Origin of the sequence: Ruania alba (assembly GCF_900105765.1) — a bacterium.
Classification (GTDB): Bacteria; Actinomycetota; Actinomycetes; order Actinomycetales; family Beutenbergiaceae; genus Ruania; species Ruania alba.
This window is the reverse complement of the sequence record NZ_FNTX01000002.1, coordinates 2,205,545-2,229,220: the sequence shown is the minus strand read 5'-3', so window position 1 is coordinate 2,229,220 and position 23,676 is coordinate 2,205,545. Positions and strand designations below refer to the sequence as shown.

22 protein-coding genes are annotated in these 23,676 nt (G+C 68.5%); 9 read left to right on the top strand and 13 right to left on the bottom strand.

The features are described 5' to 3' along the window. Positions 1–10: 10 nt before the first annotated feature. Together BLU77_RS20335 and BLU77_RS20330 are read right to left on the bottom strand one after the other, a co-directional pair. Complete coding sequence (locus BLU77_RS20335) at positions 11–1,141, bottom strand: glycosyltransferase family A protein (RefSeq protein ID WP_175477256.1); 1,131 nt, start codon at positions 1,139–1,141, stop codon at positions 11–13. Next, on the bottom strand, positions 1,128–2,231 hold the full coding sequence (locus tag BLU77_RS20330) for a glycosyltransferase (RefSeq protein ID WP_089775185.1): 1,104 nt from the start codon (positions 2,229–2,231) through the stop codon (positions 1,128–1,130). The genes BLU77_RS20335 and BLU77_RS20330 overlap by 14 nt, the downstream gene beginning before the upstream one ends. A gap of 179 nt (positions 2,232–2,410) precedes the next feature. On the opposite strand from BLU77_RS20330, the gene wecB reads away from it, so the two are divergent. Next, a complete protein-coding gene (gene wecB, locus BLU77_RS20325) occupies positions 2,411–3,469 on the top strand; it encodes a non-hydrolyzing UDP-N-acetylglucosamine 2-epimerase (protein WP_089775183.1) in 1,059 nt (352 codons plus the stop codon). Here wecB and BLU77_RS20320 read toward each other — a convergent pair. After that, positions 3,460–5,487: a CocE/NonD family hydrolase gene (locus BLU77_RS20320; RefSeq protein ID WP_089775180.1), complete on the bottom strand. Its 2,028-nt coding sequence runs from the start codon at positions 5,485–5,487 to the stop codon at positions 3,460–3,462. The genes wecB and BLU77_RS20320 overlap by 10 nt on opposite strands. Continuing rightward, the gene (locus BLU77_RS20315) at positions 5,488–6,771 is read right to left on the bottom strand and encodes an ATP-grasp domain-containing protein (protein WP_089776054.1); all 1,284 of its coding nucleotides are present in this window, start codon (positions 6,769–6,771) and stop codon (positions 5,488–5,490) included. A gap of 231 nt (positions 6,772–7,002) precedes the next feature. Between BLU77_RS20315 and BLU77_RS20310 the strand changes: the two genes are divergently transcribed. Both BLU77_RS20310 and BLU77_RS20305 read left to right on the top strand, forming a co-directional pair. Then, positions 7,003–7,620 carry a nucleotidyltransferase domain-containing protein gene (locus BLU77_RS20310; protein ID WP_089775178.1) on the top strand — a complete coding sequence of 206 codons (618 nt, stop codon included), beginning with the start codon at positions 7,003–7,005 and terminating at the stop codon, positions 7,618–7,620. Then, positions 7,620–8,036 carry a hypothetical protein gene (locus BLU77_RS20305; RefSeq protein WP_089775176.1) on the top strand — a complete coding sequence of 139 codons (417 nt, stop codon included), beginning with the start codon at positions 7,620–7,622 and terminating at the stop codon, positions 8,034–8,036. Before BLU77_RS20310 ends, BLU77_RS20305 begins: the two co-directional genes overlap by 1 nt. Positions 8,037–8,062: 26 nt before the next feature. Here BLU77_RS20305 and BLU77_RS20300 read toward each other — a convergent pair whose 3' ends face one another. Genes BLU77_RS20300 through BLU77_RS20290 form a run of 3 tightly spaced genes read right to left on the bottom strand, consistent with a single transcriptional unit; the run spans position 8,063 to position 12,446 of the window. Next, positions 8,063–9,205 carry a glycosyltransferase gene (locus tag BLU77_RS20300; RefSeq protein WP_089775174.1) on the bottom strand — a complete coding sequence of 381 codons (1,143 nt, stop codon included), beginning with the start codon at positions 9,203–9,205 and terminating at the stop codon, positions 8,063–8,065. Continuing rightward, positions 9,202–10,635 carry a glycosyltransferase gene (locus tag BLU77_RS20295; RefSeq protein ID WP_089775172.1) on the bottom strand — a complete coding sequence of 478 codons (1,434 nt, stop codon included), beginning with the start codon at positions 10,633–10,635 and terminating at the stop codon, positions 9,202–9,204. The genes BLU77_RS20300 and BLU77_RS20295 overlap by 4 nt, the downstream gene beginning before the upstream one ends. Beyond that, complete coding sequence (locus BLU77_RS20290) at positions 10,632–12,446, bottom strand: ABC transporter ATP-binding protein (protein ID WP_089775170.1); 1,815 nt, start codon at positions 12,444–12,446, stop codon at positions 10,632–10,634. The genes BLU77_RS20295 and BLU77_RS20290 overlap by 4 nt, the downstream gene beginning before the upstream one ends. Before the next feature lie 218 nt (positions 12,447–12,664). Here BLU77_RS20290 and BLU77_RS20285 point away from each other — a divergent pair, with 218 nt between their 5' ends. From BLU77_RS20285 to BLU77_RS20265, 5 genes are all read left to right on the top strand, one after another. Next, positions 12,665–14,473, top strand: a complete 1,809-nt coding sequence (locus BLU77_RS20285; protein WP_089775169.1) for a polysaccharide pyruvyl transferase family protein — start codon at positions 12,665–12,667, stop codon at positions 14,471–14,473. 85 nt (positions 14,474–14,558) lie between these two features. Next, a complete protein-coding gene (locus BLU77_RS20280; protein WP_139177869.1) occupies positions 14,559–15,248 on the top strand; it encodes a hypothetical protein in 690 nt (229 codons plus the stop codon). Then, positions 15,245–16,024, top strand: a complete 780-nt coding sequence (locus BLU77_RS20275; RefSeq protein WP_089775165.1) for a glycosyltransferase — start codon at positions 15,245–15,247, stop codon at positions 16,022–16,024. The genes BLU77_RS20280 and BLU77_RS20275 overlap by 4 nt, the downstream gene beginning before the upstream one ends. 81 nt (positions 16,025–16,105) lie before the next feature. After that, complete coding sequence (locus BLU77_RS20270) at positions 16,106–16,531, top strand: MerR family transcriptional regulator (protein WP_342741482.1); 426 nt, start codon at positions 16,106–16,108, stop codon at positions 16,529–16,531. A 205-nt stretch (positions 16,532–16,736) separates the two neighbouring features. Continuing rightward, complete coding sequence (locus BLU77_RS20265) at positions 16,737–18,299, top strand: SulP family inorganic anion transporter (RefSeq protein WP_089775160.1); 1,563 nt, start codon at positions 16,737–16,739, stop codon at positions 18,297–18,299. A gap of 99 nt (positions 18,300–18,398) precedes the next feature. Here BLU77_RS20265 and BLU77_RS20260 read toward each other — a convergent pair whose 3' ends face one another. The 6 genes from BLU77_RS20260 to BLU77_RS20235 are packed head-to-tail and all read right to left on the bottom strand — an operon-like array spanning position 18,399 to position 22,929. Further along, positions 18,399–19,661 (bottom strand): glycosyltransferase family 4 protein, encoded by a 1,263-nt coding sequence (locus BLU77_RS20260; RefSeq protein ID WP_089775158.1) that lies wholly within the window; start codon positions 19,659–19,661, stop codon positions 18,399–18,401. Beyond that, complete coding sequence (locus BLU77_RS20255) at positions 19,658–20,644, bottom strand: Gfo/Idh/MocA family protein (protein ID WP_089775156.1); 987 nt, start codon at positions 20,642–20,644, stop codon at positions 19,658–19,660. The genes BLU77_RS20260 and BLU77_RS20255 overlap by 4 nt, the downstream gene beginning before the upstream one ends. Beyond that, positions 20,641–21,759, bottom strand: coding sequence for a DegT/DnrJ/EryC1/StrS family aminotransferase (locus BLU77_RS20250; RefSeq protein WP_089775154.1), 1,119 nt, complete (start codon positions 21,757–21,759; stop codon positions 20,641–20,643). Before BLU77_RS20250 ends, BLU77_RS20255 begins: the two co-directional genes overlap by 4 nt. Beyond that, positions 21,760–22,362, bottom strand: coding sequence for an acyltransferase (locus tag BLU77_RS20245; RefSeq protein WP_217632521.1), 603 nt, complete (start codon positions 22,360–22,362; stop codon positions 21,760–21,762). It abuts the gene before it with no gap. Between the two features lie 10 nt (positions 22,363–22,372). Continuing rightward, a complete protein-coding gene (locus BLU77_RS23290) occupies positions 22,373–22,714 on the bottom strand; it encodes a type II toxin-antitoxin system RelE/ParE family toxin (protein WP_175477254.1) in 342 nt (113 codons plus the stop codon). Continuing rightward, positions 22,711–22,929, bottom strand: coding sequence for a hypothetical protein (locus BLU77_RS20235; protein ID WP_139177868.1), 219 nt, complete (start codon positions 22,927–22,929; stop codon positions 22,711–22,713). The genes BLU77_RS23290 and BLU77_RS20235 overlap by 4 nt, the downstream gene beginning before the upstream one ends. Before the next feature lie 46 nt (positions 22,930–22,975). Between BLU77_RS20235 and BLU77_RS20230 the strand changes: the two genes are divergently transcribed. Continuing rightward, positions 22,976–23,650, top strand: coding sequence for a glycosyltransferase family 2 protein (locus BLU77_RS20230; protein WP_217632520.1), 675 nt, complete (start codon positions 22,976–22,978; stop codon positions 23,648–23,650). The last annotated feature ends 26 nt before the right edge of the window (positions 23,651–23,676 follow it).

The window sequence follows — 23,676 nt, the reverse complement described above, 5'->3', positions numbered from 1 at the left end:
CGGACGCAGGTCAGCGGGTGAGCGCCGAGGCCACCATCATCCGCAGCGGGGCCTCCCGCGCGAACAGTTGCGCGAGATCGCGGGTGATGATCGTCCGCGGGCGGCCGTGCCTCCGGCGTGCCACTGCCCGCGCGAGCAGCGCTGATGTGCTGACTCGTGGATCGAGGGTGGCGTCCAGGAGCCTGCGGTCGGCGAGCGAGAGCACCGCCTCGGCTCCGGGTGCAGCGCGGAGCAGGCGGCGCGCGATCCCGGCGAGCTCGCTGCGTTCGGTCTCGGTCCAGAACTCGGGGTCCTGCCGGTTCCAGACAGCGCCGAACAGGTGGATCCGTAGGTATTTCACCACCGCCGCACGGCGCTGCTCGAGGCTGAGCCGTTCGAACCAGGATGCCGCGAGGATGGTGCGCAGGAACTTCAGCTCCACGGCGATCGGACGCGGGGCGTAGGTGACCCGGTCGGTCGCGTCCTCACCGATCACGTACGGCGGGCCGGAGCGGTCGTAGGCGATCGTCCCCTGGAACCACAGTCGGGTGACGAAGCCGACGTCGCCGCCGACCTGGGCTCCCTCCTCCAGCCGCAGCCCGAGCCGCACGATCGCCTCGCGGGAGACGAGGCCGAGCGGAGCGCTGCGGTAGCAGAGCCGGTCCGCGACGCCGTCCAGGTCCCGCCGGCGCAGCGGCCGGGTGGGCGGGGTCGGCACGATCACCCGGTCCTCGCCACGTTCCAGGCGGGCGATCACGGCTTCGGCGCCGGTACGGCGGGCGAGCCAGAACCAGGAGGAGATGGCTCCGGGGGCGAGGGTGTCATCCGAGCCCATGATCGCCACATAGTCCCCGACGGCGGCCGCCATCCCGGCGTTGAACGGCCCGGAGGCGCTGCGATGGGAGTCCCGATGCTCCAGCCAGACCACCTGGTCCCGGTGGGCGGAATCCAGTAGTGGCCGGATCTGTGTGGCGGCGATGTTGTGGCACACCACCGTGAGCCGGACACCTTCGCCGTTGTGGTCGAGCACGGAGCGCACGGCCCGGGCGATCGGGCGCTCGGTGGAGTGCACCGCGATGACCACGTCCACGCCCGGGCGTACCTCGCCCTGCGCCTCGTCCCCGTCCGACGGCGATGCTGCGCTCCGGTCAGCGGCGTGCACGTGCGTAGGCCTCCAGATAGCCGTTCGTGACGTGCTCCGGTGAGAACCGGTCAGCCACGGTGGCTGCCACGTCACTCGCGTTCAGGTGCAGGGTGCGACGCTCGACGTCGATGACGGCATCTGCGTAGGCCTCAGCGGTTTGGTCGTGCACCAGGGCGCCCATCCGAGGGTCGATGTACTCGCCTTGCCCGCCCGTGGCTCCGACCACGACCGGACGTCCCTCGACGAGGGCCTCAGCGGCGGACACGCAGAAGTTGTCTGCCCGGGTGGGCAGGAAGAACACGTCGGCGTCGGCGAGCGCGGTACGTACGCCGGCGGCGTCGGCGGCCCCGGGCAGCCGCACCAGATGCTCCACCTTGCGGCGCCGGGCATGGCGCTGCACCTTGGTGCGTAGCGGGCCGTCCCCGATCCAGGTGAGCCGGGCTGGGTGACCACGCCCTACCAGCTCGGCGACAGTATCCACCGCGAGCAGCGGATCCTTGCGGTCCACCAGTCCCCCGACGGCGACCAGTCGGGTGGGGGTGCGCGGGCGCATGGGGCGGGACTGCAGGTGCTCGGGTGAGGGAACGATGCACGGCACGACCGTCGTCGGGTCATCGCCCCGGCGGGCACGGATCGGGGTGGCGAGGTACTCACACACCGCAGTGACGACGTCGGGGCGTCGCACCAGCGGCCACAACAACGGCAGCAGCAGGCGCCAGGTCAGCGGCAACGTGCTGGGGGTGGTGAGGCCGGACCAGTGCTCGGTGTGCACCCAGGGCACCTGGGGACGCCACCATGCCATCGGCAGCAGAGCGGGGAAAGCCATCGTGTGCACCGTATCGGCCCCAGCCACGGCAGTACGGAGGTCCTGGCCGGCACGCAGCACGGACAGCGGCGAGCGTGGGTTCATGCTGATCCGCTGCACGGCGATCCCATCACGGGTGGTCTCGGGCTCACCATCGTCCTGAGCGGGTGGGATCAGGTGCACCACCCGAACCGAGCTGACCTCCGGCCGGGCAGCGAGCGCCGCGACGTCGGAGGCGACGAACGTGCCCATCGTGGGGGCGTCGTCAGTGGGAAACCACGGGGTGACGGCGACGACGTTCATGCGGGTGCCCCTCCGCGTGCAGCACGGGTGAGCGGCAGGTGAAGAGTTCGCACGGTACCGAGTATGTCGTACCGCCGGGCCCGGCACGGCGTGCCGACGGTGCGATGTCACCCACACGTTCAGGCAGCCAGGATGACGCCGCCCGGCCAGAACGTCTCGCGGCCCATAGACTCCGTCAGGTGAAGATCCTCAGCGTGGTCGGGGCGCGTCCGCAGTTCGTCAAGCTGGCACCGGTGGCTGCTGCGTGCGCGACGGCAGGGGTCGAGCACGTGATCGTGCACACCGGGCAGCACTACGACGAGCTGCTCTCGGACGTGTTCTTCTCGACCTTGCAGATCCCCACCCCGGACGTGCAGCTCGGGATCGGGTCCGGCTCGCATGCCGAGCAGACCGGGGCGATGCTGACGGCGCTGGAGCCCGTGCTGCTGACCCACTCCCCCGACTGGGTGCTCGTGTACGGGGACACGAACTCGACGTTGGCGGCTGCCCTGGCTGCCGTGAAGGTGCACCTACCCGTGGCACACCTGGAGGCGGGGCTGCGCTCGTTCAACCGGCGGATGCCGGAGGAGCACAACCGGGTGCTCACCGACCACACCGCCGATCTCCTGCTGGCCCCCACGGACGTGGCAGCCTCGCACCTGGCTCGCGAGGGGCTCGCCGAGCGGACCGTGGTGGTCGGCGACGTGATGACCGATGTGCTGCACCAGGTCGCGGCAGCGGTGACCGGTGCGGGGCCGGAGCTGCTGGAGCGGTTCAGGATGACGGCGCGCGGGTTCAGTGTGGCCACCCTGCACCGGGCCGAGAACACCGACGACCCGGCACGACTGGCAGCGATCATCGACGGACTGGCCGCTGTGGACCATCCGGTGCTGCTGCTCGCCCACCCACGTCTTCGGGCGAAGGCTGCCGAGCACGGGCTGCGGCTGGACCTCGGGAGCGTGCGCGTGCACGAGCCGCTCGGCTACCCGGACCTGGTGGCGCTGGTTTCGCAGGCCCGCGGAGTGATCACCGACTCCGGCGGCCTGCAGAAGGAGGCCTTCGAGCTGCGGGTGCCGTGCACCACCGTGCGTACGGAGACCGAGTGGGTGGAGACCGTGGAGCTGGGGTGGAACGTGCTGGCACGGCCTGAGGAGATCGCGGTGGCCGCCACCCGGGCACAGCCGGCGGCCACCGAGGCGGCGCCCTATGGGGATGGGCATGCGGCGGAGCGAGTGGTGGAGGCGCTGGCTCAGACGTGATCGCGCGGAATCGTCCGACTCCACGTCTGAGTGTGGACGCGTTCGGCGCCGTGCCACGCATCTTGCTCGGCGTAGAGGTGGAAGTGGGTCGGGCTGGAGGTCAGCACCGTGCGCGTGGTCGCGCGCGTCTGCCAGTCGCCGCGGCCGAAACCCAGCTCCCAGACCGTCTCTCCACGCACCGAGTTGAAGTCCTCAGCAACGAAGCTGTACCGCTCATAGGCGTTCCGGTGCACGGTGAGATCGATGTTCTCGAAATGCACCGCACCGAGATTCTTGACCACCTCGAGCGCGCCGGACAGGTCCACCATGTTCCGGCTCACCCGCCAGTCATGCTCGGCAGGCTCGAGCTGGGTCACCTTCAGCGGCGGCGCTCCCTCGGGTTCGGCGAACGAGGGAGCGATCGCACCCTCATCCACATCGTTCGGTCGCACCGGGAGCACGAGAGCGCTGCTGTCGGGATAGACGGTCAGCTGCACGGGCTCCGGCGAGGGCCACACGACCGGCCAGTACGAGGTCGAGACAGACATCCGCAATCGGTGGCCGGGCGGGAAGGACTGGGCCATACCGTTCATCGGGACCCGCACCCGGTAGTGCTCTCCCGGTTGTAGCGGCATCGGGTCGTCGGCGCCCTCGCGATGGGTGAGGTTGGCGACGCCGTAGCTCACGCGCGTCGCCGCACCGTCGGTGCCGACGTCCGAGAGCCGGACGATCAACTGCGCCACCGGCTGGTCCACCGAGATCTCCAGGTCGGCGACCGGAGCGCCGAGAGCCTCCAGCCGCTCGGTCAGCTCCGGGCCGTTGAAGACCAGCGAGCCGCCGTCCTCCTCGCGCTGGTCGTAGGGCATGTCCGGCGGAGCGTTGTAGGAGCACCACTTTCCGGCGAACTGCCCCACCGAAAGCGGGGACTGCACCGTCCCGGACTGGCCGGAGGCCACCTCCCCGGGTTCGAGGATCCGGTACAGATCCAGCGGATAGGAGCGCTCCACGATCCGATCGCTGGGCCAGGACGGTTCACCCACCCACCGACCGGGCCGCGCGTCATAGGTGGTGGCCGGGGGCGCGGCGTCCTGCATCCAGATGGTCAGGGCCGGGCCGTCCATCGCCCCGTTGCCGGTGCGATCCTTGAGCCAATGGTCCCACCAGGTGACCATCTCCTGCAGGAATCCGATCGCCGGGCCCGGCTGACCCAGGTGCGGGTACTTGTGGCTCCACGGCCCAATCAGCGCGCGCGTGGGGGCGTTCAACCCCGCCAACAGCCGGAAGACGGCGTTGGAGTAGCCGTCGGCCCAGCCGCTGACGGCGAACACCGGCACCTGGACGGCGGAGTAGTCCTCGATGATCGATCCGTGCCGCCAGTAATCATCACGGCGCTGGTGACGCAGCCAGGTGTCCAGCCACAGCCCGCTCCCGTCCAGGCGTTGGTGCCACATGTCCAGCCAGCGCTCGCCGACGATCGCTGGGTCCGGCGGGCAGGAGTTGTAGGCGAACATCGTCGAGGCCCAGGACAGGTTGTCGGTAAGCAGGCAGCCACCCATGTAGTGCACGTCGTCGGTGTAGCGATCGTCGGTGGAGCAGACGGTGACGATGGCACCGAGGCTCGGTGGGCGCCGTGCGGCGACCTGCAGCGCGTTGAACCCGCCCCAGGAGATGCCCATCATCGCTGTGCGTCCGTTGCACCAGGGCTGGTCGGCCAGCCAGGCCAGCACCTCCTCGGCATCGCTGAGTTCCTGCTCCAGGTACTCGTCCTCCAGCACGCCCTCGGAGTTGCCACTACCCCGCAGGTCCACGCGCAGGCACGCGTAGCCATAGCCGGCCATGTACGGGTGATGGATCGAGTCCCGCTGCGCGGTGAGATCGCGTTGCCGATACGGGATCATCTCCACGATGCCCGGCACCGGTTCGCTCCGGGCCGAGACCGGCCGCCACGCACGGGCGGCGAGGCGGGTACCGTCGCGCAGCTCGATCCACAGGTGCTCGATCTCCTCCACCTCGTGGGGCAGGGAGGTGACGATACGCACTCAGGCCTCCTCGACGTCGTCGATCTCGAACTCCACGCCGTCCCGGAACTCGTCGTACTTGCGCCTCAGCTCCTCCTCGTCCTCCCCTCCGACGAAGACCTCGGCGAGGACGTAGCTGTAGCTGTCCTCGCCGTAACCGGCGGACAGCCGGGTGCCCTCGGTGGCACGGACGTGGACGGAGCCATCAAGGCGCTCCTCCAGCCTGGCGAGCGTCGACTCGTCCGGAACGCGCCGCACGATGCCATCGCTGAAGTGCCGCAGGAACCACTTCGCCGCCATCGGGTACCGCCGCCGCTCGCCCCGGGGCGGATCGGGGACCTGCCCCAGGCCCAGGCGCACCATCGCGGCATGGTTCGGGACGCCGTCGACCATCTCGAAGAGGCGGGCGTGCTCCTGGGAGTGCCGTGCATTGATCTCCAGCAGCCGGATCCGGCCCGTCTCCGGGTCCCAGAAGTACTCGATGTTGAAGGTGGAGGTGTCCAGACCCGTCGCGGCGATGACTTGGGTGGAGATCTCCACGATCCGGTCGCGGACGGCCAAGGGCACCGGAGCCGGGTACTGGTAGCGCAGGAAGCTGGAACTGTCCGGGTAGTTGATGGAGGCCACCAGTCCGTACGCGGTGACGGTGCCGTCGGCGACGAATCCCTCCAGCGTCATCTGATGGCCGTCGGCCACCTCCTCAGCCATGTAGGCGGTGCCACCCACCTGTTCGATCTCCGGGGGCAGGTGGAGCATCGCCAGCACGTCCTCGAACGGTCGCCCCATCCGGGTGACGTCCTCCCGGGCCCGCGGAAGGACGTCGGCGAGCTGGGGCTGGTCGGCGACCCGATAAGCGCCTTCGGAGGACGCCGACTCCACCGGTTTGATCCATGCCGGGTAGCTCACCCCGTCAGGCAGATGCGGCTCGTCGGCGTCCAGATCGAGCAGACCGAACGCCGGCAGGGAGTTAGTGACGCGGCTCTGCACCAGCCGGCTCCAGTACTTGTGCTCGCAGCGCACCACCGCGCCCAGGTCGGCCGAGGGCAGACCGCGGCGCGCGCACAGGATCGGAGCCATCATCGTGGCCGGGAAGTCCCAGAAATTGACGATCGCATCCACCGTGCCGTCGAAGGCCGTCAACTGGACCTCAGCGCGGTCGAGCAGATCCGGGACGTTCACCTCCCCCTGCTGCAACTCGTCCCGGGTCAGGAGCTGGTGGAACGCGAGCGAGTCGGCGCCGTCCAGCGAGCGCAGCACCTCCGCGTTCGCCTCGTCCAACCCGAGAACGAAGACGTTCTGGTTCATGGTCCCGATCGTCTCAACCGGCGACTGGCTCTGCATCTGGGCGGGGGCGCCGATCACACCCTGAATGACCTGAGCGTGACGGGTGAACGCGGAACCGACCTACTCATTCGCCGCCGACGGACGCCCGATCTCACAACGTCTTGTCTGTAGTATTCTGCGCTCATCCACAGTATTCTGTTGATATCAGTAGAATTCTGCTACTGGTGATCTGTGATGTGAGGCGAGGCGCTGATGGATGTGAGTCGACCACTGACGGCCGTCATTCCCTCTCTGGAGGGCCCCGTACTGGAGGTTCTGGCGGGCACGTCCCGTGCACTCACGGGCCGCGAGATACACCGCCTCACGGGTACCGGCAGCGAGTCTGGGGTGCGACTCGTATTGAACCGCTTGGTGGAGCATGGACTGGTCCATGCGACCAGGGCCGGACGGGCCACGCTGTACGTGGCGAACCGTGACCACATTGCGTGGCCTGCCGTGCGTGCACTGACGGAACTGCGACACGACCTCTTCGGCCGCCTCCGTCGCCTCACCATGTCGTGGGAGATCGAACCAACAACAGTGGCCGTGTTCGGTTCCGCAGCACGCGGCGACGGGAACGTTGACAGTGACATCGACATCCTGATCGTGCATCGAACCCCGGACGAGCCCCGGTGGACCAACCAGGTGGACACCCTTCGCGAATCCGTGCTCGCCTGGACCGGCAACCACTGCCAGGTCTACGACATCACCGACACCGATTTCGCCCGTCACGTCACAACAGGTGAGGCGATCGTAGACGAATGGCGCCAGGACGCCGTCGTGGTCTTCGGTACACCGCTGGACCGGCTGATTCGGAAGGAGCCCCACTGATGGCGACACGTGGTCCACGGACTCAGGACTGCAGCATCGCCGAGGCCAAGGTGAGAGCGGCCCAATCACGCAAGTTCCTCGACACCGCGGAACTCATCCTCGATGCCGACGACGATCTAGCAACGCCAGGCGCTGCGGCAGCGCTCGCCGTACTCGCAGGAATCGCCGCCTCCGATTCGCTGTGCTGTCGGAACCTCGGGCGACGTCCGCGCGGCCAGGACCACCGCGAGGCCACGCCGCTCCTCGAACAGGTCGAGCCGAACGGGAAGGATATGTCCCGCTCACTCGCGCGACTCCTTGAGTTGAAGGACGGCTCACACTACGGGCTCGTCTACCTCACGATGTCTCGCGCGAAGACGGCCGTGAGGAATGCTGCGGCCCTGGCCGAAGCGGCCGAAACAGCGCTGCGTCGCTGAGCGCCGATCCAACTCGTCTTCTTGCGCTACCGGCCAACCAACACCCGCACCGCGTCGACCCACCCGCCGGACCGACGCTCCGCTGCGACCTCCGGCGCCCGGGCGTGCGAGGCAGCCTTCCACTGCTGCACCATCTCCGGGGTGAGCCGGTCCAGCACCTGGGTGAGGGACGCCGTCGTGAATTCCTCGGTGACCTCCCCCAGGCCGTGCTCGCGCACCAGGCCGGCCATCTCGGGCGAGGGTCCGACGATGATGCCGAGTCGCGCCTGTACGAAGTCGAAGAACTTGTTCGGCAGGGTCCACCGGTAGTTGAACGTCAGCGGCGGGAGCACGAAGACGCCGACATCGTAGTCGCACAGGGTCGGCACCAGATCGGCGTACGGCACGGGATCGTGCACACGTACCCGGTCGCCACCGAGAGCGACGTTGGCCGCCCTCGCCCGCTCCTTCAGCTCGGCGAGGTAGGCCGGATCGTTCGGCATCAGGAACAGGTCGAGGGTGACGTCGGTGCTGGTGTCCGTCACGGCGTCGATCATCAGCTCCAGGGTGCGGTTGCGGCGCGCGTTGCCCGAGTGCACCAGCCGGATTGGCTGCTGGACCAACGTGGGTTCAGTGTCGTGGAAGGCGGTGGCGTTCTCCACCACCGCGGCCTCGATCCCGAACTCGCGCCGGTACTCGGCCGCGAGCCCCTTCCCCACGGTGGTGACGGAGTCGGCGCGGGTGACGAACCGGCGGATGATCCACCGGTAGTAGGGCGCCACGAACAGCCGCCACCGCCACGACTCCTCGTTCTCCCGCGGCGCATACTCGTGCAGGTCCACGTGCACGCCGGCACGTGGTCGAAGCGCGAGCGCGACCGGCACGGTGTCGGCGTCGTTGGCCACCACCACATCCGCCTGGCCCACCGGCAGCGTGGCGCGCAGGTGGGCGATCACCGCGTTCATGTCCTGCACGCGCCGGTAGCGGCGCAGCATCAAGCTGAGCCGGTCCTTGTGCCAGGCCACCAGATCGGCGGGGATCTCGTAATGGGCGACCGCTTCAGCCGGAGCAGGTCCGTAGCCGACGGTCGTCACCTCATGCTCGGCAGCGAGCACCCGCACCTGTTTGAGCACCCGGGCGTCCTCAGCGATCGGTGAGAACGAGATCACCCAGACCTGGGCACGGCTCACGAGAGGATCCGGCGGTACTCGGCGAGCAGCACGGCGGCTTCCCCCTCCCAGGTGAGCGCGGTGGCTGCCTCGCGGGCTGCCCGGCGGTACGCCGCGGGGTCGGCCAGCACCCGCTGCATCGCGGCAGCCATCTGGTCCGGGCCACCGTCGACGGCGAAGATCTCCCCCACCCCGTGCTCGAGCACCACGGCCTTGGTGTCCGGCAGGTCGGCGGCCACGATCGGCAGGCCGGCGTGGATCGCCTCGAACAGCTTGTTCGGCAGCGAGTACGCATAGCTCAGGCAGGTGGGTCGCACGTAGACCACCGACAGGTCGGCGTCCGCGAGCGCCGTGGCCACCTCGTTTGAGGGCACCGCACCGATCAGGTGCACCCGATCGGCCACGCCGGCCGTCAGCGCCCGACGGCGGACCACCGCTAGGTAGTCCTCCTCGCCATAGCCGAGCAGCACCAGATGCGCCCCGGGCAGGTGGGTGAGGGCGTCGATGGTCTCCTCGATGCCGCGGCTGCTGGTGATCCGCCCGCCATAGGCGATCACCGGGGACTCCGGCCCGAGACCGGCGCGTTCGCGGAGCAGACCGTGCGCCCGGTCGGGGACCGGAGCGGCAGCCGGGATGTTGCGCACCAGTGCGGGTTCGCGACGGAGCCGGTAGGTGCGACGGAGCCATTCGGCGATGCTCGGGGAGACGGTGATCACGGCGGCGGCGCGACGGATCCCGACCCGCTCGACGAGGTGGTCGACATGCCGGGCGAGCGGGCGGTGCCGGACATTGCGGTGGCGCCACAACTCGTGGGCGTCGTAGAGGATCCGGGCGCCGGTGTGCCGGGCGATCCGCATCGCCGGGTAGAGAGTATTGCCGTCGTTGGCGTGGATCACGTCCGGGCTGAACGCCACGCCGTCGGCGATCGCGGCCCGCCAGTAGGAGGCGAGGCTGACGGTGAGATAGGCGCGCATCCCCAGGTCGGCGACCCGGGCGGCCATCCGGCCGAGCAACCCGCGCGTGGGGTGCGTTGCTGTCGAAGCGCGGCCGGTTCGCGACGGCACTGCACCCTTCGCAGGATCCGGCCCTGGTGACGTCGCCGAGGATGTCGGCGTGCCGACGCCTGGGGTCGCGGCGCCACGCACCCGGGCGAGCACCCGCTGGTAGGCACCGGCCAGGGCCGGGAGGGCGCTCGCCAGGGCGAACTCGGGAACGCGGACCCGTGTGACGCCGTCGGGAAGGGTGTGCTGGCCCGCACTGCGGCCGGTGCGCTCACGGGCCACGGCGATGATGCGCACCTCGCACCCAGCGGCGCGCAACGTGGCCGCGGTCTTGAGCACCCGGGCGTCCGCCTCGGCGTCGTTGTAGACCAGCAGCGCCACGCGTGTGGTGTGCCCGCCACGAGTACGCAGCCGGTCGCCGGCACCGGCGTGCCCGACGTCCTCGCTCATCGGTCCTCACCCACGAGCCCGGCCAGGGCGGCCTGCTGAGCAAAGTCCGGTTCGGCGGCCACCACCTCCCTGAACGTGCCGTGCGCCACCAGCTCCCCCTCTCGCATAAAACAGACCGTGTCGCTGTGCCGGATCGTGGCCAGTCGATGTGCCACCACCACGATCGTGACCTCGCCGCTGAGCTCGGCGATCGCCGACGTCACGGCCGCCTCGGTGGAGGTGTCCAGTGCGGAGGTGGCCTCGTCCATGATCAGCACCAGCGGGTCCGTGTACAGCGCGCGGGCGATCCCGAGCCGCTGACGTTGCCCACCGGAGAGTGCCAGACCCCGCTCCCCCACGCGGGTGTGGATGCCGCCCGGTCGCTCGTCGATCACGTCCAGGATCTGCGCACGGGCCAGGGCGCGGCGCACTCGCTCCTCATCCACCTGCTCCGGATCCCAACTGAGCGCCACGTTCTGGGCCACCGTGGAGTCGAACAGGGACACCTCCTGCGGCACGTAGCCCACCCGGGAGCGCCAGTCGGTGAGCACCCGCTCCATCGGGACATCGCCGATCAGGATGTGCCCCGCCGTCGGCTGCAGCAGCCCGAGCAGCAAGTCCACCAGCGTGGACTTGCCGGATCCCGAGGCGCCCACCAGCGCCAACGACGAGCCGAACGGGAGGTCGAAGGAGACCTGGTGCACGGCGTCGCGCTCGCCCGTGGGATAGCGGAAACTGACGCCCTCGGCACGCAACGCGCGGGCGCCCTCAGGTACCGGATCGTCCCCACCGGGGGCTTCGGGATCGCGGCGATCGGCGGCGGCGCGGATCTCATCCAGCACTTGGCGCGCGAACGGCATCGACGCGCCGGTCTGGGCCATGATCGACTGGAACCGGGTCAGCGAGGGCACGATCCGGAAGCCGGCGACGGCGAACAGCGCCACCGCGCTCAAGGCACCTTGCATGGCTTGTTGCTCCCCATCACCCAGATGCTGCAGATAACCGACGAGGGCGCCGAGGGCCAGCCCGCCGATCAGCCCGGCCTCGAGCACGTACCGCGGGATCACCCCGAGGAAGCTCATCTCGGCCCGGGCGCGCGAGGAGACATACCGTTCGCGGCGCACCACCTCGGCCACCTCGGGTCCCTTGCCGCGCAGGGTGATCTCCTTCAGCGAGTGCATCATCTCGGCGACGAGCCGCACCGAGCGGGTGGAGTGCTCCCGGTTCCGTTTCCCGGCGGCCACGGCCTTGCGCAGTACCCACAGGTAGAGCACCGCACCGATCACGCCGAAGTAGCCGATCGCCGCGAGTGCCACCAGTGGTTGGGCAACGACGAGCACGCCGAGGACGGCGGCGAACGTGACGATCTCCCCGGAGAGCATCGCGGCGGGGATGAGCACACCGGTCACCGTGGTGCCCACGCCGACGTCGGTGGAGCGCACCAGGTCCGTGGAGTTGCGGCCGAGCCGGTCGGTCCAGGGCGAGGAGAAGAAGGCCGCGAGCAGCCGCGCGCCGAGCTCCTGCTCGAACCGGGCGAACCTGCGGGTGGCGAACCACTGCAGTCCGATCGCGAACACACTCTTGGCCACGATCAGCACGCCTACCGCCACCAGCAGCACGGGCAGTCGCTCGTTCGGCACCGTACCCAGCAACGGAACGGTGACATCCGTTCCGGAGAGCAGCGGCGTCAGGGTGACCGCTAGCAGGCCCAGGGCGGCGACGTCCAGGATCGCCAGGGCACCAAGCGCCACGGCGAAGCCGACGATGAACCGGGAGCTTCCCGCGGGCAGCACGGTCAGGAGCTCGCGCATGATGCGCCACAGCGCGCCCATCCGAACCCTCACATTCTCGTCGTCGACCGAGCGGACTCGTCGAGCCCACCCTTGAGCCTAATCCGACCCGCGCTCCACTGGTACAGACCGATGCCAGCCATGTGAGAACAGTCACAGACGAACCCTGCCCGCGCCATCGGTCAGCATAGCTACGCTTAATTATTGCCCGAGCGCCGCTGGCCTGCAAATCCTTGTCTCCCCCCGGACTGAGGTAACCCATGGACCTTTCACACCTCGTCGTGTGCTCTTTCTACACTGCGGATGACTACTACCGCGAACACGCACGTACCCTCCAGAAAAACTTGGACCGACTTGGAATCAGCTACGAGATTCAAGAAATTCAGAAGAACAGTGGAGAAGATTGGGCGGACATCTGTCGGAAGAAGATTCCGTTCCTGGCGAACGTCTGCGAGCAGAACCCGGACAAGAAGGTCTTCTGGATCGATGTTGACTGTCAGCTTCTGGAACTCCCCACCTACGTAGCGGAATCAACGGCCGACCTCATCGGATTCCAACGCGGCTTCGGCTCGCCGATGCGAATCGGCTACGCCCACCGCACCCGATTTTGGGAACCGTGCTTCTTCGGAATAAATACGACCATCGGCGGTAGGAAGTTCATCAAGGACGCCCAGCTCCTCGAATCCAGCGCCACTATCAAGGCGACCGACGACTATTTCTTCGAGGAGTCGTGGCGTTCCAATGCTGCGCGCTTGACCTTTCAGGTCATCCCCTCTGCTTCGGTCCTCTCCAAGGCGAGCGCGGTTACCGGCGTGTCGACCTTCTTCTCGTTCGGCTCCAGTGGCAACGTCAGCGAGTTCAAAGGCAAGGTGACACAACACGATCGTGTCGGCGATCCGCTGGGCACCCCGCTCACACATCTGGTACGTCGGAAGGCCCTTCTTGGTGCCAAAGCCGTCGAACGTCGACTCCCCAGCGCCGCCGCGCGGCCGTTGCGGCGCTTCGCGGACACGATCGGGATCACCCACGCACTCACCGGCGGCGGTGCGGAGGCGGACCGGCTCTCCGGCACCGGCGCGGGCTCACCGCACCGGGCGCGCATCACCAAGGAGATGGTGATGGCGGGTCAGCGTGGTGACCTGGACCGCGTCGAGACGGCATTCGCACGCCTCTCGTCCTCGGGGATCCCGTCCGAGGCCGAGATCGCGGCCAAGCGGGCCGCCGACACGTATGCACACTTCGTCGCGAGGAAACCGGACGACACCACCGTTCCACTGGTCTGGTGGCCGCGCCCGTTCCCAGGCAATTTCGGCGACTGGCTCAGCCCGTTGATCGTCGCGAGCCAGACAGACCGCTCCATCTCATACGTGAGTCCCACGGCCCGATCCGCCGGCGACCACCTGATCTCCATCGGCTCCATCGGCCGGTTCATCCGGCCACGGTCCTTCGTGATCGGCACCGGTGTCTCCTCGACGGACATCGAACTCGATGCCACGGCCCGCTACTTCTCCGTCCGTGGTCCGATTACCGCACAGGTTGTTGCTGACAGTGGCGGACCCCAGGTGGAGAGCTGGGGCGATCCTGGAGCCCTGCTCTCCCGCGTGCTGCCGCTGGAGCGTGGCGAGACGAACGGCAGAATCGCCCTAGTCCGGCACTTCACCCACGCCAATCTCCCGCTGAAGACGCTGGAGAACATGGACGAGTTGAGCGTCCTCCTCTCGCACCCGGACGCCGTACAACGATTCCTAGGCGAGCTCATTGGCTACGACGCGGTAGTCACCAGTGCCATGCATGTGATGATCGCCTGCCACTCGTACGGAATCCCGTGTGCCTTGATCACGTTCGAAGGATTCGAGTCCTCCGTGCACGGGACTGGAATCAAGTATCAGGACTATTGCGAAGGCATGGGCCTGTCCCGACGCTACGAACCGATCCCGGTTGGTACAGACTTGCGAACGGCAGGTCTGAACAACATGATCACGCAGGAAGCGATCAGTACCGAGAAACTCGACGAGATCGAAGCAGCAGTACGCGAAGGGGTCTCGGCACTCCTGGACGCCCAGGACTGACATGATCAGTCACCTTGGCGCAGCATTCAGGCGACTGTTCACCACACGGCGTAGCAAGTTTGCAGTGGCTGTACTAATCGTTCTGATGGCGGCCATCCCCGTCACGGAGATGCTCGTACTTCGACTCTTCTCCACCCTAGTGGTCGACGGGGTCAACAAGTACGAGAACCTCGCTGATGCCGCCGGACCCGTAGCAGTTTTCCTGGTAGCACTGGGCCTCGCCCGCGGCGCGCACCACGTCGTGCGCTTCGCGCGCGTTCGCGTGTTCCGGAACGCGTTCGAAGCAGGCCAGCGCCAGAAGACTCCCAGCCAGGAGAGCTGGGAATGGGCGATGGCTTTTGAACTCTCTGGCGTCCTGATATCTCTAGTACAGGCGTTGGCGTTCGGTGTCCTCTTCCTCATGCTGGACTGGGTCACCGGAGCGACCAACGCCGTCGCGACAGTCGCCGTTCTCATATTCGTCTCTTACCTTTTTCGCCATCAGCTGGATGCACAACGAGGGTACGTCGCGACAGGGACGCGGCCGGGAAGCGTGCCAATCGCAACGCGACTCGGGGATCGGATCAGGGCTGCTGAACTCGGATCGGTCGTAGCCAGCATGGCGATGGTCCTCGTGCTCACGGTGATGCTGCTTCGCACCATTGTCGGAGCAGTGAGCACTGCCGACGCCATTGTCATGTTTCTCGCGCTCCGCCTAGTCGCAGGCCAGCTCGGCTCGCTGTCCGCGGCGGTGATGCGTTTCGCTCGTGCGTCCGCGCGGCGAGGAGAGCCATGAGCACGCCCATCCTGAGTATCGGGTACTCGACCCTTGCACCACGCGCAGGCCGGATATCGATTCCGCCGCCTGAACCCGATCTGGAAGTCCTGGCATGCGTACAAGGCGGACAAGCGCCCAAGCTTCCTGGGCACGTACGGGCACTCCCCCTGCCCGGGATCGGAGTGGCCCGAAGCCGAAACGCGGTGATCGCCGCTGCGCGCGGACGCTACCTGTTGTTCTGCGACGACGACGTTCAGGTGGACCTGACGGGTGTTCGTACCGGGATCGCCCACCTGACCCGCACCGGCCACGCCATCGCACTCGGCCGCGGGGTCGACCCCTCGGGTGCGCTACGAAAGCAGTACCCGCTCCACACCGTCCCGCTGACCCGCTTCAACTCTGCCAAGGCGGCAACATACGAGATGCTGATCGATCTGGATCAGGTCAGAGCGGCAGGAGTTCGCTTCGATGAGCGGTTCGGTGCCGGCGCCAGCTACCACCTCGGCGACGAGTACATCTTCATCGCGGACCTTCTCTCGGCCGGGTTGCGCGGTGAAGCCGTCCCAGAGACCTTCGGCATGCACCCGCACCTGAGCTCGGGTAGTCAGTGGAGCACCAGCCGGGACCGCGACGCGAGAGCAATCGCCATCAACCGGGTGTTCGGGCCTTATGCGTTGGGCCCGCGGATGGCGTTCGCCTGGAAGAACCGCCACCGGCTCGGCTCTCTGGCCAACATCGCTCGGTTCGCCGCGACCACGACCCGGGTGTCGCCCAACCCTGAGCAAGTCGTCTGAGCGCCAGACGTCGAGGACCGGTGCGGACGGCGTCCTTCGCCCGCTCGGCCTACCATGGCTCGACGTCGATCGGAGGTAGAAGTGGGAGCCGACCCCGCACACAAGCACATGCAGATTGGTGCCGTGGCCGAGGCCACCGGGCTCTCCCTGCGCACGATCCGGTACTACGAGGAAGTGGGCCTGATCACCCCGTCGGCTCGGTCGGCCGGTGGATTCCGCCTATACACCGAGGCCGATGTGGAGCGACTACGCGTGGTGATGGGGATGAAACCGCTGGACTTCAGCCTCGAGGAGATGCGTGACCTGCTGGACGCCTTCGACACCGTGGCCGTGGATCCCGGTGGCGAGCACGTGCACGATCAGACGCACGCGCAGGCGCGGGAACGGCTCGCACAGTACGAAGCCATGGCCGACGAGCGGTGCGCACGCCTGCGCCGTCGGTTGGCGAACGCGGAGGAGTTCACGCGCACCTTGCGCGCCGGGCTGACTCAGCGGCCGACGGCGTAGCGTCCGGTCCGCGAGACGGCCGGACAACCCTCCCCTTACGTGAGGGTATGATCGCTGACGGCGCGAGCGGACCCGATCCGCCGGCCAGCCCCGAGCCCATCCACCAGTTTCGTACGCAGCGTCGCGTGCACCGTACCTGTCCGAGGTACTGGCGCATGCCGGTGCCACGGGGCGCTGAGCCCCAGAACCTGCGAAGGAATGCTGCGTGTCGAACGACACTCCCGCCCGTGTGCCCGATCCCGCTCCCAACCCGCAGCCCGTGACCGGTGCGCCGGAGGCCGACCAGTCCTACGGTGTCCTCGCGGCGCTGAAGTCCCCACGCCGGCTGCGCACCGAGGTGCTCGGTGGCCTCGTGGTGGCCATTGCCTTGATCCCCGAGGCGATCGCCTTCTCTCTGCTCGCCAAGGTCGACCCGCGGGTGGGATTGTTCGCCGCGTTCACGATGGCGGTCACGATCGCCTTCGTCGGCGGTCGTCCGGCGATGATCTCCGCTGCGACCGCCGCCACCGCCGTGATCGTCGGGCCGCTGGGGCGTGAGTACAACCTCGACTACCTGATCGCGGCGGTCATCCTGGCCGGGATCCTGCAGGTGGTGCTCGGGGTGCTCGGAGTGGCGAAGCTGATGCGGTTCATCCCGCGCATGGTGATGGTCGGGTTCGTCAACGCCTTGGCCATCATCATCTTCATGGCTCAGCTGGAGCACGTGTTCAACGTCCCGTGGCCGGTGTACCCGCTGGTGGCGGCCGGAATCGCGATCATCGTGCTCTTCCCGAAGGCCACGAAGGTGATCCCGGCACCGCTCGTGGCGATCGTCGCACTGACCGGCGCGGTGGTCCTGGGCGGAATCAACGTGCCCAACGTGGGCGACCAGACCGAGCACGGCCTGCCGGACTCGTTGCCCGAACTGTTCTTCCCCAACGTGCCGCTCACCCTGGAAACTCTGCAGATCATCGCCCCGTTCGCGCTGGCGATGGCGATGGTGGGTCTGCTGGAGTCGTTGATGACCGCCAAGCTCGTGGACGACATCACCGACACGCACTCGAACAAGACCCGCGAGTCCTGGGGGCAGGGCGTGGCGAACGTCGTCTCCGGGTTCTTCGGCGGTATGGGCGGCTGCGCGATGATCGGCCAGACGATGATCAATGTGAAGGCCTCCGGCGCACGCACCCGGATCTCCACCTTTCTCGCCGGTGTCTTCCTCCTCATCCTCCTCGTGGCACTCGGGGACGTCGTCGAGCTGATCCCGATGGCCGCACTGGTGGCGGTGATGGTCATGGTGTCGGTCGCCACCTTCGATTGGCACTCCATCAAGCCGAACACCCTCAAGCGCCTGCCGAAGACCGAAATCACCGTGATGGTCGCGACAGTGGTCGTGACGGTCTGGACGCACAACCTCGCCTACGGGGTGCTCGCCGGTGTGGTGATCGCCGTGGTCCTGGTGGCCCACCGAGTGGCGCACTTCACCACGGTGACCCGGCTGGACGCCAGCGACGAGGATGACACGCGCGTCTACGCCGTCACCGGGGAGTTGTTCTTCGCCTCCTCGAACGACCTGTACTACCAGTTCGACTACACCGGCGATCCGACCAACATCGTGATCGACATGTCGCAGGCGCACATCTGGGACGCCTCATCGGTGGCCGCGCTGGACTCGATCAGCACGAAGTACGCATCCCGCGGGAAGAACGTGCGGATCGTCGGGATGAATGAGGACAGTGCTCGCCGGCACGAGCGCCTGGCCGGGCACCTCGGCAGCGGAGAGCACTGAGCAGTACCTTCTGCTCCGGCTTCACGGCGGCCGGAGCGACGGGTATGCGTCGCGCTGGGCGCCCTTGCGCCCCGAGCTGACGTATACCCGTCGACTCGGTCAGCGGTGCAGGGGCTGGGGTCGGCGCACGTCGAGCACTGCCCGCGCCGCCCGCTCCCCCGCCGCCGCGAGGGAGCGATGCTCGCGCACCCATGCCACCCGGCGCTCCCGCTCCGCCGGATCGTCGGGGGCACGCAGCGCCGCAATCATCAGTCGGGCCGCATCGTCGATGGTATGGCCACCGACCCAGCCGAGCCGGGCTTCGTCGAGCAGGTGTGCGGCCGGCCCCTCCGTCGGGCCGGCGAACACGACCGGCGTCCCGCACGCAAGCGCGGCGAACATCTTCGTCGGCATCGCGAAGTCGTACCCGATCCCCGGGCGCAGGCTCACCAGCGCCGCCGTGGCCCGGCGCTGCCACCGGGCTGACTCGGCCGCACTGACCGGATCGTGCAGGGTGACCGCGCCGTCCGGCACCCCGGCAGCGAGCTCACTGAGCCGGTCCCGCGAACTGCCCTGCCCGAGGAACACCAGGCGAGCACCGGGCACCTCCTCGAGCACCCGCGGCATCGCCTCGGCGAACACCTCCGCGCCCTGCCACTCCGAGGCCGTGCCCGCATAGAGCAGGAACGGCACCTCACGCTCGAACGGGGTTCCGTCATTCGAACGGGGTTCCGGGCGCTCGGAACCGTGTTCGGATGACGGAACCCCGTTCGAATGCGGCGGCGGGTCGCCGGGAGTGAAGATGTCCGTGTCCACCCCGTTGCCCACGGTGACCACGTGCCGCGCCCCGAGCGCCTGCACCCGCTCGGTGACGCCGTCGGAGACCGAGAGCACGGCCGCGGCGCCACGCAGGGCGAACCCCTCCAGGGCCCGCACCACCCGCACGACCGCCCCGGGTGCTCCGGTCGAGGCCGACGCATCCGACCACACGTCCGCCGCGTAGTACACGTACGGCCGCCCCCGCAGCGCCGCGAGCACCCGGATCACCGCACCGGTCGTCGGCGGTGGCTCCACCACGTACACGTCCGGACGGCGCGCCCGCAGCACCCGCCAGACCAGCGGCACGTCGAAGCTCAGATACGGCAGGTACCCGCGCACATATCCCGCCTCGTCGCGCAGCACGCGCGCCCGGTGCACCCGAGCCGGCAGCACACTCGAGGGCCCGTGACCAGCGGAAGGGCCGCCGTCGGGGGGCTCGACGGTGAGCACCTCCACCCGGGCCCCCGCCCCCGCCAACCCGCGCACCAGGGCGGCGAGCCGGAACGACGCGGCCGAGGGTTCGGGCGCGAAGATCCGGGAGACCAGGGTGACCCGCGGCCTCACAGCTGGACCGTGGTCCCCGTCTCGGCGGAGCGCAGCACGGCCTCGGCCACCGCCACGGTGGCCAGCCCCTGCGCCATGGTCACCACATCGGCCGGCTTGCCCAGCACCGCATCCCGGAACGCCTCGTGCTCGGTGCGCAACGGTTCCGGCTTGTCGATCGCGTAGCGCACCACATCCCCCTCGGAGACGCCGCGGAACTGCGCCACATCGGCCCAGGTGGTCGCCACCAGCCCGTTCGCGTGGAAGGTGAGGTCGGCGAGCAGGGTGTCGGCCACGAAGGCGCCCTTCTCCCCCGTCACCACGGTGACGCGCTCCTTCATCGGGGAGAGCCAGTTCACCAAATGGTTGGTCACCAGGCCACCGCTGAGCACGCCGGTCACCGAGACCAGATCCTCATACTCGCGCCCGGACTTGTTCGCGGTGCGGGCGGAGACGGCGGTGTACTCCCGCTGGGCCACCCAGGCGGTCAAGTCGATGTCGTGCGTGCCGAGGTCCTTGACCACCCCGACGTCGGCGATCCGGGCCGGGAACGGGCCCTGCCGGCGGGTGGCGATCTGGTAGACGTCCCCCAGGTCGCCGTTCTCCAGGCGGGCACGCAGGGACTGCAGGGCCGGGTTGTAGCGCTCGATGTGCCCGACAGCACCCACCAGGCCGGCGGCTTCGAACGCCTCCGCCAACTGGCGCGCCCCGGCGGTGTCGGTGGCGAGCGGTTTCTCCACGAGGGCGTGCACACCCGCCTCGGCCAGCGCCAGCCCGGTCTCGGTGTGGAACCGCGTGGGCACCGCCACCATCGCGTAGTCGATCCCGGCCTCGATCAGGGCGTGCACGTCCGGTAGGACGGGGAGGCCACCGGCCACCCCGTGCGGGTCGCCGCCTGGATCGGCCACGGCCACCAGATCCACACCCTCCAGTTGGCGCAGCACCCGCGCGTGGTGCCGCCCCATCATGCCCAGGCCGATCAGGCCCGCTCGCAGGTTCGTCATGTCCCACTCCCGACGGCGCCGGTGACGCCCGTGATGATCCGCTCCAGATCTGCTTCGGTCAGGCTGGGATGCACCGGCAGGGAGAGCACTTCGCGCGCCGCCTGCTCGGTGACCGGGAGCTGCAGATCCGGTGCATAGGAGGCGAGCGAGGGCAACCGATGGTTCGGGATCGGGTAGTACACCCCGCACCCCACCCCCTGCTCGCGCAGGCGATCGACGACGGCGTCCCGTTCGTCGCCCGAGGCACCGTCCAGCCGGATCGTGTACTGGTGGTAGACGTGCGTGGCGCCTGGGGTGACAGTGGGCGTCACCACCCCGGGGATGCCGGCCAGGCCCTCGGTGAGGGCGGCGGCGTTCGCCTGCCGGGTGGCGGTCCAACCGGCAAGCTTGGCCAGCTGGACCCTCCCGATGGCGGCGTGGACGTCGGTCATCCGGGCGTTGAAGCCGACCAGCTCGTTCTCGTACGGGCGGTCCATCCCCTGGGTGCGCAACAGGCGCAGCGTGCGGGCGATCTGCTCGGTGGCGACGGCGACCATGCCGCCCTCACCGGAGGTCATGTTCTTCGTCGGGTACAGCGAGAACATGGCGAAGTCACCGAAGGTGCCCACCGGATCCCCGTGCAACGTCGCCCCGTGCGCCTGAGCCGCATCCTCGAACACGCGTAGCCCGTGGGAGTCGGCCACCGCCTGCAGGCCGGCCATGTCGGCCGGGTGACCGTACAGGTGGACCGGCATGATCGCCGTCGTGCGATCGGTCACGGCAGCGGCCACCGAGACCGGGTCGAGGCCGAAGGTGTCCAGCTCGATGTCGGCGAAGACGGGGGTGGCACCGGTCAGGGCGACCGAATTGCCGGTGGCGGCGAAGGTGAACGAGGGGACGATCACCTCGTCCCCGGGGCCGATGCCGGCGGCGAGCAGGCCCAGGTGTAGGCCGGAGGTACCGGAGTTGACGGCCACGCAGGTGCGCCCGCCCAGCACGGCCTCGGAGAACTCCTGCTCGAAGGCGGCCACCTCGGGGCCCTGGGCGAGCATTCCGGATTGCAGCACCCGGTCGACGGCGGCGCGTTCCTCGTCGCCGATGATCGGTTTCGCGGCGGGGATCTGGGGCTGGGTCACTCAGGTCTCCTCGGGGTCGGCCACCTGGAGTACGCCGTCGATCGCAACGTACTGCTCCCCGGTGCGGGGACAGGTCCAGGTGCTCGGGTTCGTCTCGTGCGGTTGGAGCGGGACGCCTGCGCGGCCGACCCAGCCGATCCGGCGGGCCGGTACCCCGGCCACCAGGGCGTGGTCGGGCACGTCCTTGGTGACCACGGCGCCGGCGGCCACGGTGGCCCACCGGCCCACGGTCACCGGGGCCACGCACACGGCGCGGGCGCCAATCGCGCAGCCCTCCCGGAGCGTGACACCCACGGGATCCCAGTCGGCGCCGGACTTGCGGCTGCCGTCGGGGTTGATGGCACGGGGAAACTGGTCGTTGGTGAGGACCACGGCCGGTCCCACGAACACACCGTCCTCGAGATGGGCGGGTTCGTAGACAAGGGCGTGGTTCTGCACCTTGCAGTGCGCACCGAGGTGCACCCCGGTGCCGATGTAGGCGCCGCGGCCGATAATGCAGCCCGGCCCGATCTCGGCGTTCTCGCGCACCTGGGCGAGCTGCCAGATGCTCGAGCCCTCGCCGATCACGGCGCTGGGATCCACCTCGGCGGAGTCGACGATCATGCCTCGCACACTACTTGGTGGAGGTCCCTTCGCCCATGTCTTGGACGCGCTCAAGGCTAGTAGCGGCATGCGCGGGGTCACGGCGGTGGTGAAAAACGGCGACGACCTCAACCACCTGCGATTCGTCGTCCACTCGATACCAGAGCTGGTACGGAAAGACACGCAGGCTCACCCTCCGCGCAGACCGACGCAACTCCGGCGCTGAGTATGGGAAGACTTCGAGTCGTCGCGCGCACACGAGGAGTTCATCGACGAATCGCGGGACCTGCATCGGAGCTTCGACGGCGTAGCCAGCGATGACACGATCAACGTCGCTCCTCGCTCCACCTGAGAAGCGAACCTCGAAGGTCACGAAGCGTATTGAGAACGGATCTGGCGTTCGACCTCATCCAATGACTCGAAATCGTCCGGGTTCTCGTCCGCCTCGTTCAAGCGCTCGTCGATCAGCGCACGCTCCTCCTCCGTCACTCGACCGTCGTCGAAGGAGGCCTGGAGCGCAGCCACCACCTCGTGGCGGGCAACTTCGTCCAGCGCCAGTACCCGCTCGAGCAACACCTGATCCACCATGCAGCAATCGTACGCGCGGGCACCCACACCTGCCAGAATGTCGCCCATGCCCACCCATGCCGACACCTGGCTCGTGGTGCCGTTGTACAACGAGGCGCCCGTGATCGGCGAGGTGGTCACCGGCGCGCTGGGGACCTTCGCCAACATCGTGTGCGTGGACGACGGCTCCGTGGATGCCTCCGCGGACGCCGCCGAGGATGCCGGCGCCGTGGTGATCCGGCACGCCACGAACCTCGGTCAGGGTGCGGCCCTGCAAACCGGCATCGACTTCGTCCTCCACCAGACCGACGCCCGCTACCTGGTGACCTTCGACGCCGACGGTCAGCACCAGGTCTCCGACGCCGCGGACATGGTGCGCCGCGCTCGCGAGGAGGATCTCGCCGTCGTGTTCGGCTCCCGCTTCCTGGACAACCGGACCAAGGCCGGGTTCCTCAAGCGGCTCGTACTGAAGACAGCCGTGTGGGTGACGAACCAGAGCACCGGACTACGGCTGACCGACGCCCACAACGGCCTCCGGGTGATCCGCCGCGACGCTGCCGCCGGTGTGCACCTGCGCCAGGACCGGATGGCGCACGCCTCCGAAATCGTGCTGCAGCTGGGCCGCACCCGGCTACCGTGGGCCGAGCACCCGGTGCACGTGCTCTACACCGACTACTCCAAGGGCAAGGGGCAGTCGCTGTGGAACGCGGTGAACATCCTGGTGGAGCTGATGTTCCGGTGACCAGCACATCCGTACCACCGGCCGAG

Excerpts from the sequence above, each read along its gene's own strand:
- BLU77_RS20330 (WP_089775185.1), bottom strand. The coding sequence starts at position 2,231 with ATGAACGTCGTCGCCGTCACCCCGTGGTTTCCCACTGACGACGCCCCC.
- BLU77_RS20315 (WP_089776054.1), bottom strand. The coding sequence starts at position 6,771 with ATGAACCAGAACGTCTTCGTTCTCGGGTTGGACGAGGCGAACGCGGAG.
- BLU77_RS20310 (WP_089775178.1), top strand. The coding sequence starts at position 7,003 with ATGGATGTGAGTCGACCACTGACGGCCGTCATTCCCTCTCTGGAGGGC.
- BLU77_RS20305 (WP_089775176.1), top strand. The coding sequence starts at position 7,620 with ATGGCGACACGTGGTCCACGGACTCAGGACTGCAGCATCGCCGAGGCC.
- BLU77_RS20295 (WP_089775172.1), bottom strand. The coding sequence starts at position 10,635 with ATGAGCGAGGACGTCGGGCACGCCGGTGCCGGCGACCGGCTGCGTACT.
- BLU77_RS20290 (WP_089775170.1), bottom strand. The coding sequence starts at position 12,446 with ATGGGCGCGCTGTGGCGCATCATGCGCGAGCTCCTGACCGTGCTGCCC.
- BLU77_RS20285 (WP_089775169.1), top strand. The coding sequence starts at position 12,665 with ATGGACCTTTCACACCTCGTCGTGTGCTCTTTCTACACTGCGGATGAC.
- BLU77_RS20280 (WP_139177869.1), top strand. The coding sequence starts at position 14,559 with ATGGCGGCCATCCCCGTCACGGAGATGCTCGTACTTCGACTCTTCTCC.
- BLU77_RS20275 (WP_089775165.1), top strand. The coding sequence starts at position 15,245 with ATGAGCACGCCCATCCTGAGTATCGGGTACTCGACCCTTGCACCACGC.
- BLU77_RS20255 (WP_089775156.1), bottom strand. The coding sequence starts at position 20,644 with ATGACGAACCTGCGAGCGGGCCTGATCGGCCTGGGCATGATGGGGCGG.
- BLU77_RS20245 (WP_217632521.1), bottom strand. The coding sequence starts at position 22,362 with ATGATCGTCGACTCCGCCGAGGTGGATCCCAGCGCCGTGATCGGCGAG.
- BLU77_RS20235 (WP_139177868.1), bottom strand. The coding sequence starts at position 22,929 with ATGGTGGATCAGGTGTTGCTCGAGCGGGTACTGGCGCTGGACGAAGTT.
- BLU77_RS20230 (WP_217632520.1), top strand. The coding sequence starts at position 22,976 with ATGCCCACCCATGCCGACACCTGGCTCGTGGTGCCGTTGTACAACGAG.